Annotated in this window: 17 protein-coding genes; 14 read left to right on the forward strand and 3 right to left on the reverse strand. The window is 58.4% G+C overall.

From position 1 onward, the window contains the following. Positions 1-23 precede the first annotated feature (23 nt). The 5 genes from rbfA to ABRP93_RS00600 all read left to right on the forward strand — a co-directional run bounded on the left by rbfA (position 24) and on the right by ABRP93_RS00600 (position 4,319). Positions 24-467: a 30S ribosome-binding factor RbfA gene (gene rbfA / locus ABRP93_RS00580; protein ID WP_237791791.1), complete on the forward strand. Its 444-nt coding sequence runs from the start codon at positions 24-26 to the stop codon at positions 465-467. Then, a complete protein-coding gene (locus ABRP93_RS00585) occupies positions 468-1,436 on the forward strand; it encodes a DHH family phosphoesterase (protein ID WP_349863851.1) in 969 nt (322 codons plus the stop codon). It abuts the gene before it with no gap. Further along, positions 1,426-2,736 carry an MATE family efflux transporter gene (locus ABRP93_RS00590; RefSeq protein ID WP_349886465.1) on the forward strand — a complete coding sequence of 437 codons (1,311 nt, stop codon included), beginning with the start codon at positions 1,426-1,428 and terminating at the stop codon, positions 2,734-2,736. The genes ABRP93_RS00585 and ABRP93_RS00590 overlap by 11 nt, the downstream gene beginning before the upstream one ends. A gap of 102 nt (positions 2,737-2,838) precedes the next feature. After that, complete coding sequence (locus ABRP93_RS00595) at positions 2,839-3,645, forward strand: metallophosphoesterase family protein (RefSeq protein WP_349886466.1); 807 nt, start codon at positions 2,839-2,841, stop codon at positions 3,643-3,645. Further along, on the forward strand, positions 3,645-4,319 hold the full coding sequence (locus ABRP93_RS00600) for a 4'-phosphopantetheinyl transferase family protein (RefSeq protein WP_349886467.1): 675 nt from the start codon (positions 3,645-3,647) through the stop codon (positions 4,317-4,319). Before ABRP93_RS00595 ends, ABRP93_RS00600 begins: the two co-directional genes overlap by 1 nt. 46 nt (positions 4,320-4,365) lie before the next feature. On the opposite strand, the gene truB is transcribed toward ABRP93_RS00600, so the two are convergent. Further along, on the reverse strand, positions 4,366-5,259 hold the full coding sequence (truB, locus tag ABRP93_RS00605; protein ID WP_349886468.1) for a tRNA pseudouridine(55) synthase TruB: 894 nt from the start codon (positions 5,257-5,259) through the stop codon (positions 4,366-4,368). Between the two features lie 23 nt (positions 5,260-5,282). Here truB and ABRP93_RS00610 point away from each other — a divergent pair, with 23 nt between their 5' ends. From ABRP93_RS00610 to ABRP93_RS00625, 4 genes are all read left to right on the forward strand, one after another. Continuing rightward, on the forward strand, positions 5,283-6,305 hold the full coding sequence (locus ABRP93_RS00610; protein WP_349886470.1) for a bifunctional riboflavin kinase/FAD synthetase: 1,023 nt from the start codon (positions 5,283-5,285) through the stop codon (positions 6,303-6,305). Beyond that, positions 6,306-7,247 carry a nucleoside hydrolase gene (locus ABRP93_RS00615; RefSeq protein ID WP_349886471.1) on the forward strand — a complete coding sequence of 314 codons (942 nt, stop codon included), beginning with the start codon at positions 6,306-6,308 and terminating at the stop codon, positions 7,245-7,247. Between the two features lie 149 nt (positions 7,248-7,396). Continuing rightward, positions 7,397-7,666, forward strand: coding sequence for a 30S ribosomal protein S15 (gene rpsO / locus ABRP93_RS00620; RefSeq protein ID WP_005278802.1), 270 nt, complete (start codon positions 7,397-7,399; stop codon positions 7,664-7,666). Between the two features lie 215 nt (positions 7,667-7,881). Next, positions 7,882-10,128, forward strand: a complete 2,247-nt coding sequence (locus tag ABRP93_RS00625) for a polyribonucleotide nucleotidyltransferase (RefSeq protein ID WP_349886473.1) — start codon at positions 7,882-7,884, stop codon at positions 10,126-10,128. Positions 10,129-10,213: 85 nt separating this feature from the next. On the opposite strand, the gene ABRP93_RS00630 is transcribed toward ABRP93_RS00625, so the two are convergent. Then, positions 10,214-10,945 (reverse strand): AMIN-like domain-containing (lipo)protein, encoded by a 732-nt coding sequence (locus tag ABRP93_RS00630; protein ID WP_349886474.1) that lies wholly within the window; start codon positions 10,943-10,945, stop codon positions 10,214-10,216. Positions 10,946-11,062: 117 nt separating this feature from the next. Further along, on the reverse strand, positions 11,063-11,452 hold the full coding sequence (locus tag ABRP93_RS00635) for a VOC family protein (RefSeq protein ID WP_005278808.1): 390 nt from the start codon (positions 11,450-11,452) through the stop codon (positions 11,063-11,065). Between the two features lie 125 nt (positions 11,453-11,577). Between ABRP93_RS00635 and dapB the strand changes: the two genes are divergently transcribed. The 5 genes from dapB (at position 11,578) to ABRP93_RS00660 (ending at position 16,901) form a co-directional block, all read left to right on the forward strand. Next, positions 11,578-12,324: a 4-hydroxy-tetrahydrodipicolinate reductase gene (gene dapB / locus ABRP93_RS00640; protein ID WP_349886476.1), complete on the forward strand. Its 747-nt coding sequence runs from the start codon at positions 11,578-11,580 to the stop codon at positions 12,322-12,324. 4 nt (positions 12,325-12,328) lie between these two features. Continuing rightward, entirely contained in the window at positions 12,329-13,075 is a 747-nt protein-coding gene (thyX, locus tag ABRP93_RS00645; RefSeq protein ID WP_349886477.1) for an FAD-dependent thymidylate synthase, read from the forward strand. Between the two features lie 54 nt (positions 13,076-13,129). Beyond that, positions 13,130-14,038, forward strand: coding sequence for a 4-hydroxy-tetrahydrodipicolinate synthase (gene dapA / locus ABRP93_RS00650; protein ID WP_349886478.1), 909 nt, complete (start codon positions 13,130-13,132; stop codon positions 14,036-14,038). 2 nt (positions 14,039-14,040) lie between these two features. Beyond that, a complete protein-coding gene (locus ABRP93_RS00655; protein WP_349886479.1) occupies positions 14,041-16,197 on the forward strand; it encodes a ribonuclease J in 2,157 nt (718 codons plus the stop codon). A 65-nt stretch (positions 16,198-16,262) separates the two neighbouring features. Further along, entirely contained in the window at positions 16,263-16,901 is a 639-nt protein-coding gene (locus ABRP93_RS00660) for a TIGR03085 family metal-binding protein (protein ID WP_349886499.1), read from the forward strand. The last annotated feature ends 258 nt before the right edge of the window (positions 16,902-17,159 follow it).

A 17,159-nucleotide genomic window follows, 5' to 3' on the forward strand; every position in this document is an offset into this window, starting at 1 on the left:
TCCCCTTTAGCTTGGAGGTTCTCATGGTCGATCACGCTCGCGCTGCGCGGCTAGCAAAACGAATTCAGGAAATCGTGGCTAGTGCGATTGAGCTGCAAATCAAGGATCGCCGCCTGGAGATGGTCACCGTCACCGACGCCCGCGTCACCGGTGATTTGCACGACGCTACTGTCTTTTACACGGTGCGCGGCCACGATATCGAGGCCGAACCCGATTATGACCAAGCTGAGGAAGCACTCAAGCGCGCGAAGGGGCAGTTGCGTAAGATCGTCGGCGATCAGTTGTCCGTCCGCTTTACCCCAACCCTTACTTTTGAGCTCGATACCGTCCCGGAAGCATCCGCGCACATGGAAGAGCTCTTGGCGCGCGCTCGGGCCCGCGATGAAGAGCTAGCAAAATTGAAGGAAAACGCTAAGCCCGCGGGCGAGGCCAATCCGTATAAGACCTCTGATGAAGACGAGGCTTAAGTGACCCGCAAGGAATATCAGGACGCAGTCGATGTCATTTCTGGTGCGCAGAGCATCTGTATTATCACCCACTTGCGCCCGGACGCCGATGCCATTGGTTCAGCCACGGCGTTGCTCTTAGCCGTGCAGCAAAGTGGGAAAGAAGCCTGTGCGGTCATCGGCCAGGACAAGGATTTTGCGCCGAATCTTTACTCCATTCCCGGTGCAGACCAGGTGAAGGTCATGCGAGAGCTCCCGGAGGGTTATGACCTTTATGTCACCGTGGATTGTGGGTCTATCGATCGCACCGGATTATTTTCTGCAGATATCGCTCAGATGGCGACGGCAGGGCGCGTATTGTGCATCGACCACCACTCGTCCAATCCCGGATTTGGCTCAGTAAACTTGGTTGATTCAGAGTGCGAGTCCACCACGGTGGCCATATTGACCATCCTGGACATGCTGTCGGTGCAAATCGAAAGCAGCATCGCACACTGCCTGTACGCGGGTCTTTTGACCGATACGGGTAGCTTCCGGTGGGGCAGGCCTGCCATGCACGATGTGGCCACGCGCTTGATGCGCTATGGCCTGGATACCAAGCAGATTGCCACGGACCTGCTCGATGCCACGACTCCCGATGATTTGCAGATGGTCGGCCGCGTGCTCGCAGGACTGCGCATTGAATATGCTGGTGAAATGGGCGTGGGCATCCTCATTGCAGGCTTGGCCGATATCGAAGGTCATTCGGACTCTGCAGTGGAGTCTCTGGTGGATTTCGTGCGCGCCCTTGAAGGCACGGAATTGGGTGTGGTCTTTAAGGAACAGTCGCCCGGGATATGGGCGGTATCGCTGCGTTCGACCACGATCAATTGCGCGGCCCTGGCAGCCCAATTTGGCGGCGGCGGGCATATTCCCGCTGCCGGGTACATGACATCGGGAAGCGAAGAAAGCATCGTCGCGGAGCTGGTGAGTGCCATCGATGAACGCTAGGCAGACAACCCCCACGACAGTAAGCGCACGCGAGGTCTTTGGCCTCGCGTTTCCTGCGCTTGGAGTCCTGGCAGCGATGCCGCTCTACCTCTTGCTGGATACCGCAGTGGTGGGGCGTCTGGGCGCCCAGGAATTGGCTTCGCTCGCCGCGGCAACCACCATCCATACCGTGGTGACCACGCAGTTGACCTTTCTATCTTATGGTACGACGGCTCGCTCGTCCCGCCTTTTCGGCGCCGGAAAGCGCGCTGAAGCAGTAGCAGAAGGCGTGCAAGCAACCTACGTAGCCCTGGGCGTCGGCGGACTTTTGACGCTTATCATGTGGATCTTCGGCGGCGTTTTTGCCCAGTGGCTTACCGGGGATCCCACCACCGCGGCCGGAACAGCACTGTGGCTGCGGATCGCCGCACTGGCCATTCCCGTAACGCTGGTGGAAATGGCCGGAAATGGCTGGATGCGCGGCGTACAAAATACGAAAAAGCCGCTTTATTTCACCCTCGCTGGAATGATTCCCGGCGCCATTGCCGTGCCTGCATTCGTGTACTGGTGGGGCCTTGCCGGGTCTGCCATGGCCACCGTATTGGGAATGAGCATTATCGCGAGCCTCTTCGTGCGCGAGCTGTATAAGCAGCATGAAGGTTCGTGGGAATTTCGGTGGCACATCGTGCGCGAACAGCTGATCTTGGGCCGCGATCTTATCTTGCGTTCCGCCAGCTTTCAGGTGGCGTTTCTTACCGCAACGGCCGTGGTCTCCCGCGTGGGCACTGCGGCTTTGGGCGGCCACCAAATCATGATGCAGCTGTGGAACTTCATGTCGCTGATTTTGGATTCCTTGGCCATTGCCGCCCAGGCCCTAACTGGGGCCGCCTTGGGCGCCGGCTCGGCGCGCCACGCGCGCAGCGTGGGAAGCAAGGTAGTTATTTATTCCACCATTTTTTCGGCATTTCTTGCATTGGTGTTCGCTGCAGGAGCCGGGTTCATTCCGCGCATCTTTACGTCCTCGCAGGAGGTCATTGATGCCATGAGCCAACCGTGGTGGATCCTGGTTGGCATGGTCATCGCCGGCGGCGTGGTCTTTGCTCTCGACGGCGTCCTATTGGGGGCAGGGGATGCAGCATTCCTGCGCAGCCTGACCATTGCCTCGGTTCTTCTGGGATTTCTGCCCGGGGTGCTCCTCGCGCATGCCATGGGTACGGGCCTCACCGGTGTGTGGTGCGGGTTGGCTGCATTCATTACTTTCCGCCTCATAGGCGTGGTCTACCGCTTTTATTCCATGAAATGGGCCGTAGTAGCAGACTAGTACCTGCGCTACAGTGACTGTAACGAGTTACAACAGCAGCACAGATTTAACTACAGCGAGAGATTCCGTAACGATAATGAGCAAGGCGGGGTGGGAGCGGTAATGCCAACATTATGGGCAGTAGCAGACTTGCACGGCGCGATCCGTGAAAATTTTGCGCGCATTGCAGAGCTAACTCCACCAGATCCCGCCGATTGGCTCATTGTGGCAGGCGATGTCGCTGAGCGCAGCGAGCTTATCCTGCGCATCTTGCGGGATTTGGCTGAGCGCTATGACACAGTCATTTGGGCACCGGGCAACCACGAATTATTTTCTCGTTCCCAAGACCAGTACAAGGGGCGAGAAAAATACGATTACCTGGTTGCTGCCTGCCGGGAGATCGGCGTTATCACCCCGGAGGATCCCTATCCGGTTTTTAATGGGATAACGATTGTTCCGCTTTTTACCCTGTATGATTACAGTTTCCGCCCACCGGGTGCCTCGGTGGAAGAAGCGGTGCAGCAGGCACGCTCTAAAAAGCTTGTCATGACCGATGAGGTAGCTATCGCTCCCTTCGTAGACGTGCGCGCGTGGTGTTGGGACCGCTTGGCGTATTCTATTAAGCGTTTATCCAGAGTGCAGGGCCCAACCATCTTGGTCAATCACTGGCCGCTGGTGCAAGAACCCACGATGGTACTGCGCTTTCCAGAAATCGCCCTGTGGAGCGGTTCGCGGCATACGCGCTCATGGCCGCGACGATACCAAGCAGAAGCGGTTATTTACGGCCACTTGCACATGCCCTCAAAGATGAATGTGGATGGGGTAGACCATATCGAAGTCTCTTTAGGATACTCGCGCGAATGGCGTAACCAGCCGCACCGCATCCCGTGGCCATACCCAGTTACCTCGACATTTGGGGAGGTGAATTAGTGCTTTATCCCGACCTATTCCCAGAAACTACTCGGTATTGCTATGTGCGTACGGATGCCCGCGAGTCCGACCTACTCAACTATGAGCAGCTTGACCCCAAAGAACAGTCCTTAGTCTCGCAAGCAGTCGATATCCGGAAATCCGAATTTGGCGATGCCCGGTGGTGTGCGCACCAGGCCCTGCGCGAGCTGGGCTTTACAGGCGCAAACCCAATCCTGCGCGGGGAGCGGGGAATGCCGCTGTGGCCCGAAGGATTTATTGGATCCATGACGCATACGGAGGGCCTGCGCGCAGCGGTGGCGGCCTCCACCACGGATTTTCGCTCTATTGGCCTTGATGCGGAGCCGGCCCAGCACTTGCCCGAACATGTGTTGACCATGATCGCCCGGGCCGGGGAAATGCCGCAGCTGCCGCGCCTAGAAAAGACAGGGGTGCACTGCCCAGACCGCCTGCTGTTTTGTGCCAAGGAGGCCACCTATAAGGCGTGGTTTCCCATGACGCATCGGTGGCTCGATTTCGATCAGGCAGAGATCGATATTCGCGAAGATGGAACCTTTATTTCCTATATTTTGGCCCGTCCGACGCCGGTGCCGTTTATCACTGGGAAGTGGATCCTAGAGGGCGGTTATGTCGTGGTCTCCACGCTGGTTCCGGCCCTAGATTTCTCCGCCTGAACGGACGCCTCTCAGATCTACACTATCTACCCGCTATGTCTCTAGTTTAGAGGGTAGACGGCCGCGCCACAAAGACCGTGGCCAGCCTTTTTCCCTTTTCCTTAATGAGCGCGATGGCCTGGCCATTGGGGGCCACCGCGGCATGAACCCCGGATAGCCCGCGCGGCTCGAGCCATTTGCCCATCGCTAAGGCAGCGGCCTCGTCCTCGGTGACGGGCAGGACGGGGAAACTGCGCTTGAGCGCCTCGTCGAGGCTCAAGGACAGGCGGGGGCTTTCTGCGAGATCGTCGAGGAGGTGGGCATCGGCAAGCGCAAAGGGCCCCACCGTCGTGCGGCGCAGGGCGGTTAAATGCCCGCCGACACCAAGCGCCTCGCCCATATCGCGCGCCAAGGAACGGATATAGGTGCCGGAGGAACACTCCACGGATACATCGAGGTCAATAAAATCGCCCTCGGTGCGCAGGTCATGAATGTCAAAGCTGTGCACGGTGACCGGGCGGGCGGGGATATCTACCTCTTTGCCCTCGCGCACCAATTCATGCGCCCTTTTGCCCTTAATCTTGATGGCGGAAACAGCGGCGGGCTTTTGCATAATCTCACCGGTCAAGGTGGCAACCTCGGCCTCGATGGCGGAACGATCAAGCGCGGCTGCGGGCTTGCCCCAGCGAAATTCGCCCTCGGCATCATCGGTGGTGGTAGAAGCGCCGAGGCGAATGGTGGCTGAATAAGACTTGGTGGAGGCGACCATGTGCGCGAGGAATTTGGTGCCGCGTTCGATGCCAAGGACCAGCACCCCAGTTGCCATGGGATCTAAGGTGCCGGCATGGCCAACCTTTTTGGTGTGAAAATACCTGCGTAGGCGGCTAACAACATCGTGAGAGGTCATGCCCGCAGGCTTATCAACAATGACCAGTCCGGAATGAGCGAGCGCATCAGTCATAGGGTACAAGTCTATGCTCTACGATGGATTCCGTGGATATTTGTTACGGAATCGATGACATCCCCGCGGATGTGGGGCCGACCTCGGTAACCATTGGCGTCTTCGATGGTTTGCACCGTGGCCATCAACAGCTCGTTTCTGCCTGCGTAGAGCATGCGCGCGCGAATAATCAGGTCCCCGTCATGGTGACCTTTGACCCGCACCCGGTCTCCGTTTTCTTGCCGGAGCGCGCGCCGCTGTCCGTGGTGAGCTTCGAGCGCCGGCTGGAGCTGGCAGAAGAATTGGGCATCGAGATGGTGCTTGTCATTGACTTCACCAAGGAACTAGAGGGCGTGGAGCCGCGCCCCTATGTGCGCGACCTTTTGGTGGGCAAACTCCATGCGCACCACGTGGCGGTGGGGGAGAACTTCACCTTCGGCGCTGGGGCCAGCGGCACCGCAGAAGCCATGCGGCAGCTGGGGGAGGAATTTGGATTCAGCGTCGATATTATTCCGCTCCTGGATGAAGATGGCGTGCAGATTTGTTCCACCTATATTCGCCAAAGCCTGTCCCGGGGCGCAATAGAATCGGCGAATTGGGCGCTTGGCCGGCACTTTACGGTCACTGGTCCCGTGGTTCGCGGCGCGGGGCGCGGCGGCAAGGAACTGGGATTTCCCACAGCCAACCAGTATTTCCCGGATACCGTAGCCATTCCCGCTGACGGGGTTTATGCCGGTTGGTTTATTGTGCATTCTGACTCCCCCCTCGATGGGGATATGCAGCCCGAAGTAGCCTATGCCGCGGCTATTTCCGTCGGCACGAATCCCACCTTTGGTGATGAGGAGCGGTCCGTGGAGTCTTTTGTCTTGGACCGCGATGCCGATCTTTATGGCTATGAGGCAACCGTGAAATTCGTGGGCCACCTGCGCGATATGGTGAAGTTCCATTCCGTCGATGAGCTTTTGGAAGCCATGGCCCAGGACGTTGCAGCCGCCCGCAAGGTGCTGGCTGCCGATGCCCGCGCGCAAGGCTGCGATAGCGAAGACTATTTCTTAAAGGAGAAGTAAATGAAGGCCATCCTCGATCTTGATACCGGCATTGATGATGCCTTGGCCTTGGCTTATGCCCTGGCCCACCCCCATCTTGAGCTCATCGCTGTGACGTGTACTTATGGCAACGTCACGGTCCCGCTGGCGGTGCGCAATACCCTGGCGCTGCTGGAATTGCTGGATAGGCCTGATATCCCGGTCTTTGCCGGCCCCAGCCCGGACGGTTTCCAGCCCAGCGAGATTTCCTCGTTCATTCATGGCCAGAATGGCGTGGGCGAAGTTTTGCTTACCCCGTCCGATAAGACCGAGGACACGCAGCCGGCCACGGATTTTCTCTTGCAGGCCGTGCGCGATTACGGCGATGACTTAGTTATTATCCCCACCGGCCCGTCCACGACCATCGCCCAGGCCATGCTTGCCGATGCCACCTTTGCCACCCACGCCCACATCGTCATGATGGGCGGAGCGCTGACCGTTCCCGGCAACGTCTCCGCGTGGGCAGAGGCCAATATTTCCCAAGACCCGGATGCCACCGATTACCTCTTCCGCCACAGCCAAGATGTCACCATGGTCGGCCTAGATGTCACCCTGCGCACCCTCTTGACGGAAAAAGAAACCGCGCGCTGGCGGGAGTCCGGAACGACCGCGGGCAAGGCTTTCGCCGATATGGTGGATTACTACATCCGCGCTTATGCCACCACGGCTCCTCACCTGGGCGGTTGCGGCCTGCACGATCCGCTGGCCGTGGCGGTAGCCGCCGATCCGTCGTTGGTAAAGGTCATCGAAACCAATATGAAAACGGATACGCAAGGCCCCACCCGCGGGCGCACCATCGCCGATGAAACCCGGCTGAGCCAGAAACCTACCGCGAAGGTGGCCGTGGGCGTGGATAGCGAGCGCTTTGTCCGTGAATTCGTGGACCGCCTCGAAGAACTTTTCCGCACGGTGGGCACCAAGTAGTGCAGCGTTTTGATTTGCCACGCTAATTGGCTGTAAAATGACCAGTTGGCTTAGCGACTGTGGTTCACGACAGTTGCGGCACGCGGAGCTCGCCACGGCGGCGCTGCGCGTTGAAGAATAGTGTGGACTGAAATAAAGGAGAAATACTCATGGCATTGACCACTGAGAAGAAGGCCGAAATCCTCAAGGAGTACGGCCTGCACGAGACCGACACCGGTTCCCCCGAGGCACAGGTCGCCCTGCTGACCTCCCGCATCAATACTTTGACCGAGCACCTGAAGTTCCACAAGCACGATCACCACTCTCGTCGTGGTCTGCTGCTGATGGTTGGTCGTCGTCGTGGCCTGCTGAAGTACTTGGCAGAAAACAACGTGGATCGCTACCGTGATCTGATTTCCCGCCTGGGCCTGCGCCGCTAAGTGCGACGCGGCTGCGGCCGAATTATTCCCCTTGCTCTGCGGCAAGGGGAATTAGTGGTTTTATACCCACTTTATCCTTGTGGGGGGAGCAGGGGCGATTGCAATTGCCGTAGCTCAAAAGTACGGAATCTCTGTTAGAATTTTCACCGTTGTCAAAAACAATGTGGAAAAGGCGGCACCGACGATCGCCTAAAACATTCAAGGAGATTTACTAGATGAGCGTTCAGAACTCCGTAGAGTTCAATATCGATGAAGAATTCGGTATTACCGAAGCTATCGCCGTCCTCGACAATGGGGACTTTGGTACCCGCACCGTTCGTTTCGAGACCGGCCAATTGGCCCGCCAAGCAGATGGTTCCGTAACCACGTACCTCGACGATGACACGATGCTGCTGGCCACCACGACCGCCTCGAACCAGCCGCGCGAAAACTTTGACTTTTTCCCGCTCACCGTTGACGTGGAAGAGCGCATGTACGCAGCCGGCAAGATCCCCGGTTCCTTCTTCCGCCGCGAGGGCCGTCCCTCCACGGAGGCTATCTTGGCGTGCCGCCTCATCGACCGCCCGCTGCGCCCCACATTTGTCAAGGGCCTGCGCAATGAAGTACAGGTAGTTATCACCGTCCTGTCGCAGGACCCAGAAGAGTACTACGACGTCGTAGCCATCAACGGCGCATCGGCAGCAACCCAGCTTTCCGGCCTGCCGGTCTCCGGCGCCGTCGGCGGCGTGCGCATGGCGCTCATCGCCGATGATAAGCACCCAGAGGGCCAGTGGGTGGCTTTCCCGAACCATGAGCAGCACGAGCGCGCCCTCTTTGAGATGGTCGTGGCCGGCCGCATCGTTACTAAGGGCCGCAAAGAAGACGTCGCCATCATGATGGTGGAAGCCGGCGCTGGCACAAACGTTGCAGAGCGCATTGCCGATGGCGCCCCGGCACCGCAGGAAGCCGCCGTCGCCGAGGGCCTTGAGGCTGCTAAGCCATTCATCAAGACTTTGTGTGAGGCCCAAAACGGCCTTGCAGAGCGCACCGCTAAAGAGACCCAAGAGTTCCCGCTCTTCCCAGCCTATGAGGACGATGTCTTCGCCGCCGTGGAAAAGGCTGCTTCCAACAAGCTGGAGAACCTGCTGACCATCCCGGGCAAGCAAGAGCGCGACGAGGCTACGAACGCACACATGGAGCAGGTAGAACAAGACCTGCTACCGCAATTCGATGACCTGGAAGAGGCCGTGGCCTCCAAGCAGATTCGCGCAGCTTATAACGAGGTCATGAAGAAGATCGTGCGCCGCAAGATCTTGACCGATGGCTTCCGCATCGATGGCCGGGGGCTTACCGATATCCGCGACCTGTCCGTCGAAGTTGACTTGGTTCCACGCGCGCACGGTTCTTCCTTGTTCGAGCGCGGTGAGACGCAGATCCTCGGTGTAACCACCCTGGATATGCTGAAGATGGAGCAGCAGATCGACTCGCTTACTCCTATCGAGTCCAAGCGCTACATGCACCACTACAATTTCCCGCCATTTTCTACCGGTGAGACCGGCCGCGTTGGCTCGCCCAAGCGCCGCGAAATCGGCCACGGTGCACTAGCCGAGCGCGCCCTGCTTCCGGTCATCCCGTCGCGCGAGGATTTCCCGTATGCCATCCGCCAGGTCTCTGAGGCACTTGGTTCCAACGGTTCCACCTCCATGGGCTCTGTGTGCGCATCCACCCTGTCCCTCTACAATGCGGGTGTTCCGCTCAAGGCGCCGGTAGCCGGCATCGCTATGGGCTTGGTTTCCGGTGAGGTCAAGGGCAAGGAAAAGTTCGTGGCGCTGACCGATATCCTCGGTGCCGAAGACGCCTTCGGCGACATGGACTTCAAGGTTGCGGGTACCTCCGAATTCATCACTGCGCTGCAGCTGGACACGAAGCTCGACGGCATTCCGTCTAAGGTCTTGGCCCAGGCGCTCGAGCAGGCCCGCGATGCACGCGCCACCATTCTGGAAACCATGGCTGAGGTCATTGATTCCCCAGATGAGATGTCCGGCCTGGCCCCGAAGATCACCTCGGTGAAGATTCCGGTCAATAAGATCGGCGAGCTCATCGGGCCTAAGGGCAAGACCATCAACCAGATCACTGAAGATACCGGTGCTGACGTCTCGATTGAAGACGATGGCACGGTCTACATCTCTGCGGTAACCGGCGAAGCCGCGGACGCTGCGATTGAAAAGGTTAACTCCATTGCCAATCCGCAGTTGCCCAAGGTGGGCGAGCGCTTCCTCGGCACGGTAGTCAAGACCGTTCCATTCGGTGCCTTCGTATCCTTGACCCCAGGCCGCGATGGATTGATCCACATCTCCAACCTTGGTGGCGACGAGCGCATCGAGAAGGTCGAAGATGTCGTCAACGTGGGCGACAAGGTACAGGTAGAAATCGCGGATATTGATAACCGCGGAAAGATTTCCCTGGTACCAGTTGAGGACTAATCCCTCACGCGCTAGTTAGAGTAATGGCCCTGCTTCCCGCACATGGTGGGAATCAGGGCCATTTCTATGCCTTCGCCGTGATCACCTAGTTTTGGAAATCAAGCACGAGGCGTTTCGGGTTCTGCAGGAAGGTCACGGAATAAGGCGTTTGCTTTTTTAGCCCGATGATCAACTGCGTCTGTGCCTCGAATGTGGCGGTGTAGTTGATCTCTTGTACAACGCCGGCACCTGGTGTAATGCCAGTATCCATGAACTTTTGCTCTAACTCCGGCGTCGATGGCCACGGGGTGCCCTCGATACCAAGGTTGAGGAAAGTGGCCCCATTTACCTCGACCGGCAGTCCCGATGCCTGGTGGGCGGGCTGATCCGTATAGGTGGTAAACCAACCGGCTTCGCCGTCACCTTCTAGGTCAACCACGACGCGGGTAAAAGAATCATGCGCGGCTACCCGGATTCCGGTGGGAACGAGGCTACCCAATCCAGGAGGCAGGTGGCGCTGATCCCCGAGGGAGGGCGTGCCCATGCCGCCGAAGGCAGGCTTTGGATTATTGCCTTGTGCCTTTTGTTGATTGTGGCTTAACGGGGCAGTGTCTTCTACCGTCTTGGTCGGGTCATCGGCAGTGGTCGTGGTAGAAGGCTCTGACTTCTTTGCAGATGACATCGTCGACTCCGTTGTGGAGCTGGTGGATTCCTCCTGCGAGGCGAACGAGGCATCGGCAGCCTCGTCATCGCTGGGGCTAGCGCAAGCAGCCATTGAGAGCATGCAGCTTATACCGGCGCCAGCAGCGATAACGCGGGTGAGAGTAGATCGAGACATTGTGACCACTTCCTAGGTTGTCTACCTTGTTGTCTCTTTCGATTCTACCGGTACACAAGTGGCCCAACTGGGGAAGTGATGCAATTGTTGTACAAGGGAAACTAGTGAAGGAGTGGCCTAGCGCTTCAACTGGACGAGCTGGATGAGGTTGCCCACGGTATCGTCAAAGACCGCAATGATGGAAGGGCCAACGTCGGTGGGCTCCATGGTAAAGTCCACCCCCTTGTCTTTCAGCTCGGCGTATTCTTTCTCCACGTCCTGCGACAAGAATTGGGTGACTGGGATATTATCCGCCTTCAGCGCCTCGGTGTACGTCTTGGCGGCTGGGTGGCCCTTGGGTTCAAGCAGCAATTCAACGCTGCCATCGCCGTCGGCATTGGTGACCGTCAGCCACCGGAAATCGCCGTGTGTGACGTCATCTTTTACGCGGAAGCCAAGGACATCGACATAGAAATCGTGGGCACGAGCAACGTCATCTACTGGAACGGAAGCAATATAAATCTGCATGCTGGCAAGTCTAGCAGTGGTATTTCTGGTGACTGGAGGGCTGCCCGCCGCGCATGAGCGAGCGCGATAGGATAGGTAAAGAAGTAGAATTTTGACGCAAATTTGTTAAGAAAGTGAGGCCCACAATGGCAATCAAAGTAGGAGTCTTGGGAGCACAAGGGCGCGTCGGCAAGGCGATTGTTGAAGGCGTTAATGCCGAAGATGACCTAGAGCTCGTAGCAGAAATTAGCCGCGGGGACGATCTGCAGCAATTAGTTGATAATCATGCAGAGGTCATCGTGGACTTCACCCAACCTGATTCGGTGATGGGAAACTTGGAATTTTGTATCGCGAACGGCATTCACTGCGTGGTGGGTACCACTGGCTTTGATAAAGAGCGTTTGGACCAGGTCGAGCAGTGGACCAGCCAAGAAGGTGCTGGCAACGTGCTGATCGCGCCGAATTTCGCTATCTCCGCCGTCATGACCATGGTGCTTGCTAAGCAGGCGGCGAAGTTCTTTGAGACTGCTGAGGTCGTGGAATTTCACCACCCCACCAAGCTGGATGCGCCTTCCGGCACCGCTATCCACACCGCAGAAGCCATTGCTCAGGCGCGTCGCGATGCCGAACTGGGAGAGATGCCGGATGCGACGGAAAAGTCTCTCGATGGCGCGCGCGGCGCAAATGTAGACGGAATCCCGGTGCATGCCGTGCGTACTCGCGGCATGGTGGCCCACGAAGAGGTCATTTTCGGTGCGCAGGGACAATCCCTGACCATCCGCCAGGATTCTTACGATCGCTCCTCCTTTACTCCCGGCGTATTGGTCGGCGTGCGGGAGATTGCGCAGCACCCGGGATTGGTCGTCGGGCTAGACAAGTACCTGGGGCTGTAACGGTATGGCCACTGCGAGTGAGCTAAAGATCTATCTCATTGCCGCTACCGAGTTTCATGCACCGCAGGGAACGCAGTGGAGTGCTGATGACACGGCGACGGACGGCGAAGCCCTCGTCGAATTCGCGGGTCGGGCCTGTTACGAGTCCTTTGACAAGCCCAACCCGCGCACGGCTACGAATTCCGCCTACCTGCACCACATCATGGAGGTAGGCCATACGGCGCTACTGGAACACGCCACGGCGACGATGTACATTACTGGGCTCTCGCGCTCTGCCAGCCATGAACTAGTCCGCCACCGGCATTTTTCCTTCTCGCAGCTATCCCAGCGCTTTGTGCATCCAAATGAGACGCAAGTAGCGCTGCCCAAGCTGGTGGAAGAAGATGAACAGTTGCGCCGGTTGGTCATGCAGGCGGTCGATGAAACCCGTTTCGTCTACGATGAGCTGTTAGAAGCCTTGGAAGAAAAGCTCGATGAGCCGAATGCGCTGCTGCGAAAGAAGCAGGCGCGGCAGGCGGCGCGCGCGGTATTGCCCAATGCAACGGAAACTAGGCTCGTCGTCACCGGGAATTACCGCGCGTGGCGCCACTTCATTGGGGCCCGAGCGGCCGAGCATGCCGATACGGAATTGCGCAACGTAGCGGTGGAGTGTTTGAAGCATTTGCAGGAGCAAGCACCAGCGCTTTTCGATGACTTCCATATCACCACGTTGGCCGATGGAACGCAGATGGCAGCAAGCCCTTACGCTTAACACGCGGCACCCCGATGCGGCCAAAAGGTGCCCTAGCGGGTAACCTTGACGGCTATGAGCACAGGTATGACAGCAAAGACTGGCGTTGACACCTTCGGTCGCATTGGCGTCGCCATGGTCACTCCGTTTGATCGTGACGGTGCGCTGGATGTAGAAGCGGGTCGCCGCCTGGCAGCTCATCTCGTAGACAACGGCGTGGATTCACTCATTTTGGGTGGAACGACGGGCGAGTCTCCGACCACGTCCTTGGACGAAAAGTTGGAGCTGCTCAAGGCCGTAAAAGAGGAAGTGGGAGACCGCGTCCGGATCTGTGCGGGCGCCGGAACTAATAATACAGCCACCTCCATCGAGGTGGCCCAAGCATCCGCCGCCGCCGGAGCCGATAGCTTGCTCGTGGTGACTCCGTATTACTCCAAGCCCTCCCAAAAGGGCGTCTACGAGCATTTTGCCGCAGTTGCTGATTCAACGGATCTGCCGATTTGCGTCTATGACATCCCTGGCCGCTCGGGCATACCAGTGGCGCCGGATACGCTCCGCCGCCTTGCGGAATTGCCGACTATCCAAGCCGTGAAGGACGCCAAGGGCGATCTTTCTGCGGCCGCAGAACTAATCCAAGAAACCGACTTGGCGTGGTACTCCGGTGACGATCCGATTAACCTGCCGTGGCTATCACTCGGCGCTTCGGGTTTCATCTCCGTTATCGGTCACGCCGCACCGCGTGCCTTGGTAGAACTCTATGAAGCTTTCGATGCGGGTGATTTGGCCCGCGCGCAAGAAATAAATTACTCAACGCTTCTTCCACTGACCCGCGCTCAGGCGCGGTTGGGCGGAGCGACATTTGCAAAGGAAGCTCTGCGCCTGCAGGGCTTTGAAGTTGGCGAACCCCGCCTTCCTATCACCGCTGCGAGCGAGGAGGAACGCGAGGTACTTCGCCGTGATTTGGAACAATCTGGAGTCCTTTAAGAATGACTGAACCCCGTAACCGTTCCCGCAAGGTCACCCGCAAGGCGGGTCCACCTTCGGAAACTGAGACCGCCTCCAACGAGGCGGCTTCGCCCGTATTTCAGGCCCCTGCCAATAACGGCGGCAATGCCGGAAATGAAGACCAGGGCAACTCTGGCCACAACAACTCTTCCGATAACAAGAACGACGGCGATAACAACGGTCGCCGCTCTCGTTCCCGTGGCGGCCGCGGCCGTGGCCGTGGTGGAAACGGCAATAATGGCAATGGCCAGGGAAATAACAGCGGCGGCAATAACCGCGGTGGCAACAACAAGAACAACAACGGTGGCAACGGAAAGAACGGAAATGGCAAGGGCCGTGGCCGCAATAACAATAACCGCGGTCGCCGCAATGTGCCGAAGTCAATGCAGGGTGCGGATCTGACCAAGCGCCTGCCGGAACCACCAAAGCAGGCGAAAGATACCCTGCGTATCTACGCGTTGGGCGGAATTTCTGAAATCGGCCGCAATATGACCGTCTTTGAGTACGGTGATGAGCTGCTCATCATTGACTGCGGCGTGCTCTTCCCGTCCTCCGGCGAGCCCGGCGTGGACCTCATCCTGCCGGACTTCGGTCCGATTGAAAAGAAGATCAACAAGGTAAAGGCTCTCGTGGTCACTCACGCCCACGAGGATCACATTGGTGCCATCCCGTGGCTGCTGAAGCTGCGCCCGGATATCCCCATCGTTGCCTCCCGTTTCACCATCGCGCTAATTGCGGCGAAGTGTAAGGAACACCGCCAAAAGCCGAAGTTCGTCGAGGTTAACGAGAAGTCCGACGTGACCTACGGCTGCTTCCGCGTTCGCTTCTGGGCGGTCAACCACTCCGTGCCTGATGCACTTGGCATCATGCTGGGTACTCCGGCCGGAAATATCATTCACACCGGTGATATTAAGCTGGATCAGACCCCGTTGGATAACCGTCCGACCGACCTTCCGGCGCTATCTCGTTACGGCGACGAGGGCGTTGACCTCATGCTGTGCGATTCCACCAACGCCACGGTGCCGGGCGTATCCGCCTCCGAGGGCGATATCCCGGCCAACTTCAAGCGCTTGGTAGCTAACGCGAAGCAGCGCGTCATCTTGGCTTCCTTCGCCTCGAACGTCTACCGCGTGCAGGCCGCCATCGATGCTGCCGTGGCCAACGGCCGCAAGGTGGCTTTCAACGGCCGTTCGATGATGCGCAATATGGAAATTGCGGAAAAGATGGGCTTTTTGAAGGTGCCGCGCGGCACGATTATCCCCATCGATGAGGCCGCGAAGATGGCCCCGCACAAGACCATGCTCATCACCACCGGTACGCAGGGTGAGCCGATGGCTGCGCTCTCACGCATGGCCCGCCGCGAGCACCGCCAGATTACGGTGCGCGATGGCGACACCATCATCTTCTCGTCCTCGCTCATTCCGGGCAACGAAGAGGCCGTCTTCGGCGTTATCAATATGCTGTCTCAGATTGGTGCCAACGTCATCACCAACCAGGACGTCAAGGTCCACGCTTCCGGTCACGGCTACTCCGGCGAGCTGCTCTTCCTGTACAACGCGGCGCGCCCGCGCAATGCCATGCCGGTCCACGGCGAGTGGCGCCACCTGCGAGCCAATAAGGAATTGGCGATTTCCACCGGCGTGGCCCGCGACCGGACGGTCTTGGCGCAAAACGGCGTCGTGGTGGATCTGCGCAAGGGCCGCGCGGAGGTCGTCGGCCAACTGCAGGTTGGCCACCTCTACGTCGATGGCGTGTCCATGGGCGATGTCGATGCCGATACCTTGGCAGATCGCACCAACCTGGGCGCCGGCGGCGTGGTATCCATTACCTGCGTGATTGATAACCGCACCTCTCGCTTGCTGGAGCACCCGACCGTGGCGACCACCGGCTTCTCCGACGATGACCGTGGCGTCGTGCCCGAGGTTGCGGAGATGGTGGAAAACACCATGAACGATCTCGCCGCAGAGGGCGAGAATGACACCTACCGGATGGTGCAAAAGCTGCGCCGCAAGGTTTCCAAGCTCATGGATTCCAAGTACAAGCGCGAGCCGGTCATTTTGCCCACCATCGTGCCGACGAATTCCGGAACGCTGCTTGCCGATGACGCCGATGTCGACGCCAGCCGCGAGTCCCTGTAGGTTCTCCTACAAAAGGATTTAATCTCGGCATAGTTTCTGTGCCCCAGCATTTCGATGTCCTCGGTATGCTGGGGCACATGTCGTTTTCATCTTCAGAGCGCGCCAAGATGGTCGCGCTTTTTCATCACCTAGGTCCAGATGCCCCCACGCTATGTGAGGGCTGGACCACGCGCGACTTAGCTACTCACCTCTGGGTGCGCGAAAACCGTCCCGATGCAGCCGCAGGCATGTTCCTTTCGGTTTTTAAGCCGCGCTTGGAAAAGGAATCCACTAAGGTCGCCCGCCGCGATTTCGATGAGCTTGTCGATGCTTGGGGGAGGGGACCAGCAAAGTTCAACCCCGCACGGTTCCTCGATGCCCAGCAGAATTTGGCCGAGCATTTTATCCATCACGAGGATATTCGCCGCGCCAATGGTGAGACCGAACCGCGTGATTTCTCCGCTGCGGTGCAGAAGAAGCTGCACCGCTTTTTGAAGATCTGGGCTAAATTCAGCCTGCGCAAGTCCACCCAGTCGGTCATCTTGCAACCGGATGGGCTGCCGCGCATCGTCGTGGCGGATAAGCACGGGGTGGCCGATCGCGGCGATCGCGTGGTCCGCGTCAGCGGGGAGGTCGGGGAACTACTACTGTGGGCGTACGGGCGCGACGTTGTCCAAGTCACCATCAATGGCGATGAGTCCGCCATCGAAATGTCAACCTTGTAGGCTAGAAATAGGCCCGCCTCCGGGGCGATCCGTAATTTTTCGGCGCGGGCACTGCGTAATTGCCAGTTTACTGACCGTGCCACGCGTGTGGCGTATGTGATTTGTGGGGTTTTCCGGTTAAGGTAAATGACATGTCTGTCAAAAATGCCTCCTCTCGCGGATCGCGCCGCAACCAGACGCGAGCATCGAAAAGCGCGCCTGGCCGGAAAGCCAACCGGTCGCGCCCGTCTGACCGCAGCCAGTCCAGCGCCGGCGTGC

Origin of the sequence: Corynebacterium sp. KPL2850, from assembly GCF_040225855.1 — a bacterium.
Lineage (GTDB): Bacteria > Actinomycetota > Actinomycetes > Mycobacteriales > Mycobacteriaceae > Corynebacterium.

Bases quoted from the DNA above. Each gene is read 5' to 3' on its own strand.
- truB (WP_349886468.1), bottom strand. From the start codon at position 5,259: ATGACTGATGCGCTCGCTCATTCCGGACTGGTCATTGTTGATAAGCCT.
- ABRP93_RS00635 (WP_005278808.1), bottom strand. From the start codon at position 11,452: ATGCAGATTTATATTGCTTCCGTTCCAGTAGATGACGTTGCTCGTGCC.
- ABRP93_RS00610 (WP_349886470.1), top strand. From the start codon at position 5,283: ATGGATTCCGTGGATATTTGTTACGGAATCGATGACATCCCCGCGGAT.
- ABRP93_RS00590 (WP_349886465.1), top strand. From the start codon at position 1,426: ATGAACGCTAGGCAGACAACCCCCACGACAGTAAGCGCACGCGAGGTC.
- dapA (WP_349886478.1), top strand. From the start codon at position 13,130: ATGAGCACAGGTATGACAGCAAAGACTGGCGTTGACACCTTCGGTCGC.
- ABRP93_RS00615 (WP_349886471.1), top strand. From the start codon at position 6,306: ATGAAGGCCATCCTCGATCTTGATACCGGCATTGATGATGCCTTGGCC.
- rpsO (WP_005278802.1), top strand. From the start codon at position 7,397: ATGGCATTGACCACTGAGAAGAAGGCCGAAATCCTCAAGGAGTACGGC.
- dapB (WP_349886476.1), top strand. From the start codon at position 11,578: ATGGCAATCAAAGTAGGAGTCTTGGGAGCACAAGGGCGCGTCGGCAAG.
- thyX (WP_349886477.1), top strand. From the start codon at position 12,329: ATGGCCACTGCGAGTGAGCTAAAGATCTATCTCATTGCCGCTACCGAG.
- ABRP93_RS00625 (WP_349886473.1), top strand. From the start codon at position 7,882: ATGAGCGTTCAGAACTCCGTAGAGTTCAATATCGATGAAGAATTCGGT.
- ABRP93_RS00630 (WP_349886474.1), bottom strand. From the start codon at position 10,945: ATGTCTCGATCTACTCTCACCCGCGTTATCGCTGCTGGCGCCGGTATA.
- rbfA (WP_237791791.1), top strand. From the start codon at position 24: ATGGTCGATCACGCTCGCGCTGCGCGGCTAGCAAAACGAATTCAGGAA.
- ABRP93_RS00655 (WP_349886479.1), top strand. From the start codon at position 14,041: ATGACTGAACCCCGTAACCGTTCCCGCAAGGTCACCCGCAAGGCGGGT.
- ABRP93_RS00595 (WP_349886466.1), top strand. From the start codon at position 2,839: ATGCCAACATTATGGGCAGTAGCAGACTTGCACGGCGCGATCCGTGAA.
- ABRP93_RS00660 (WP_349886499.1), top strand. From the start codon at position 16,263: ATGCTGGGGCACATGTCGTTTTCATCTTCAGAGCGCGCCAAGATGGTC.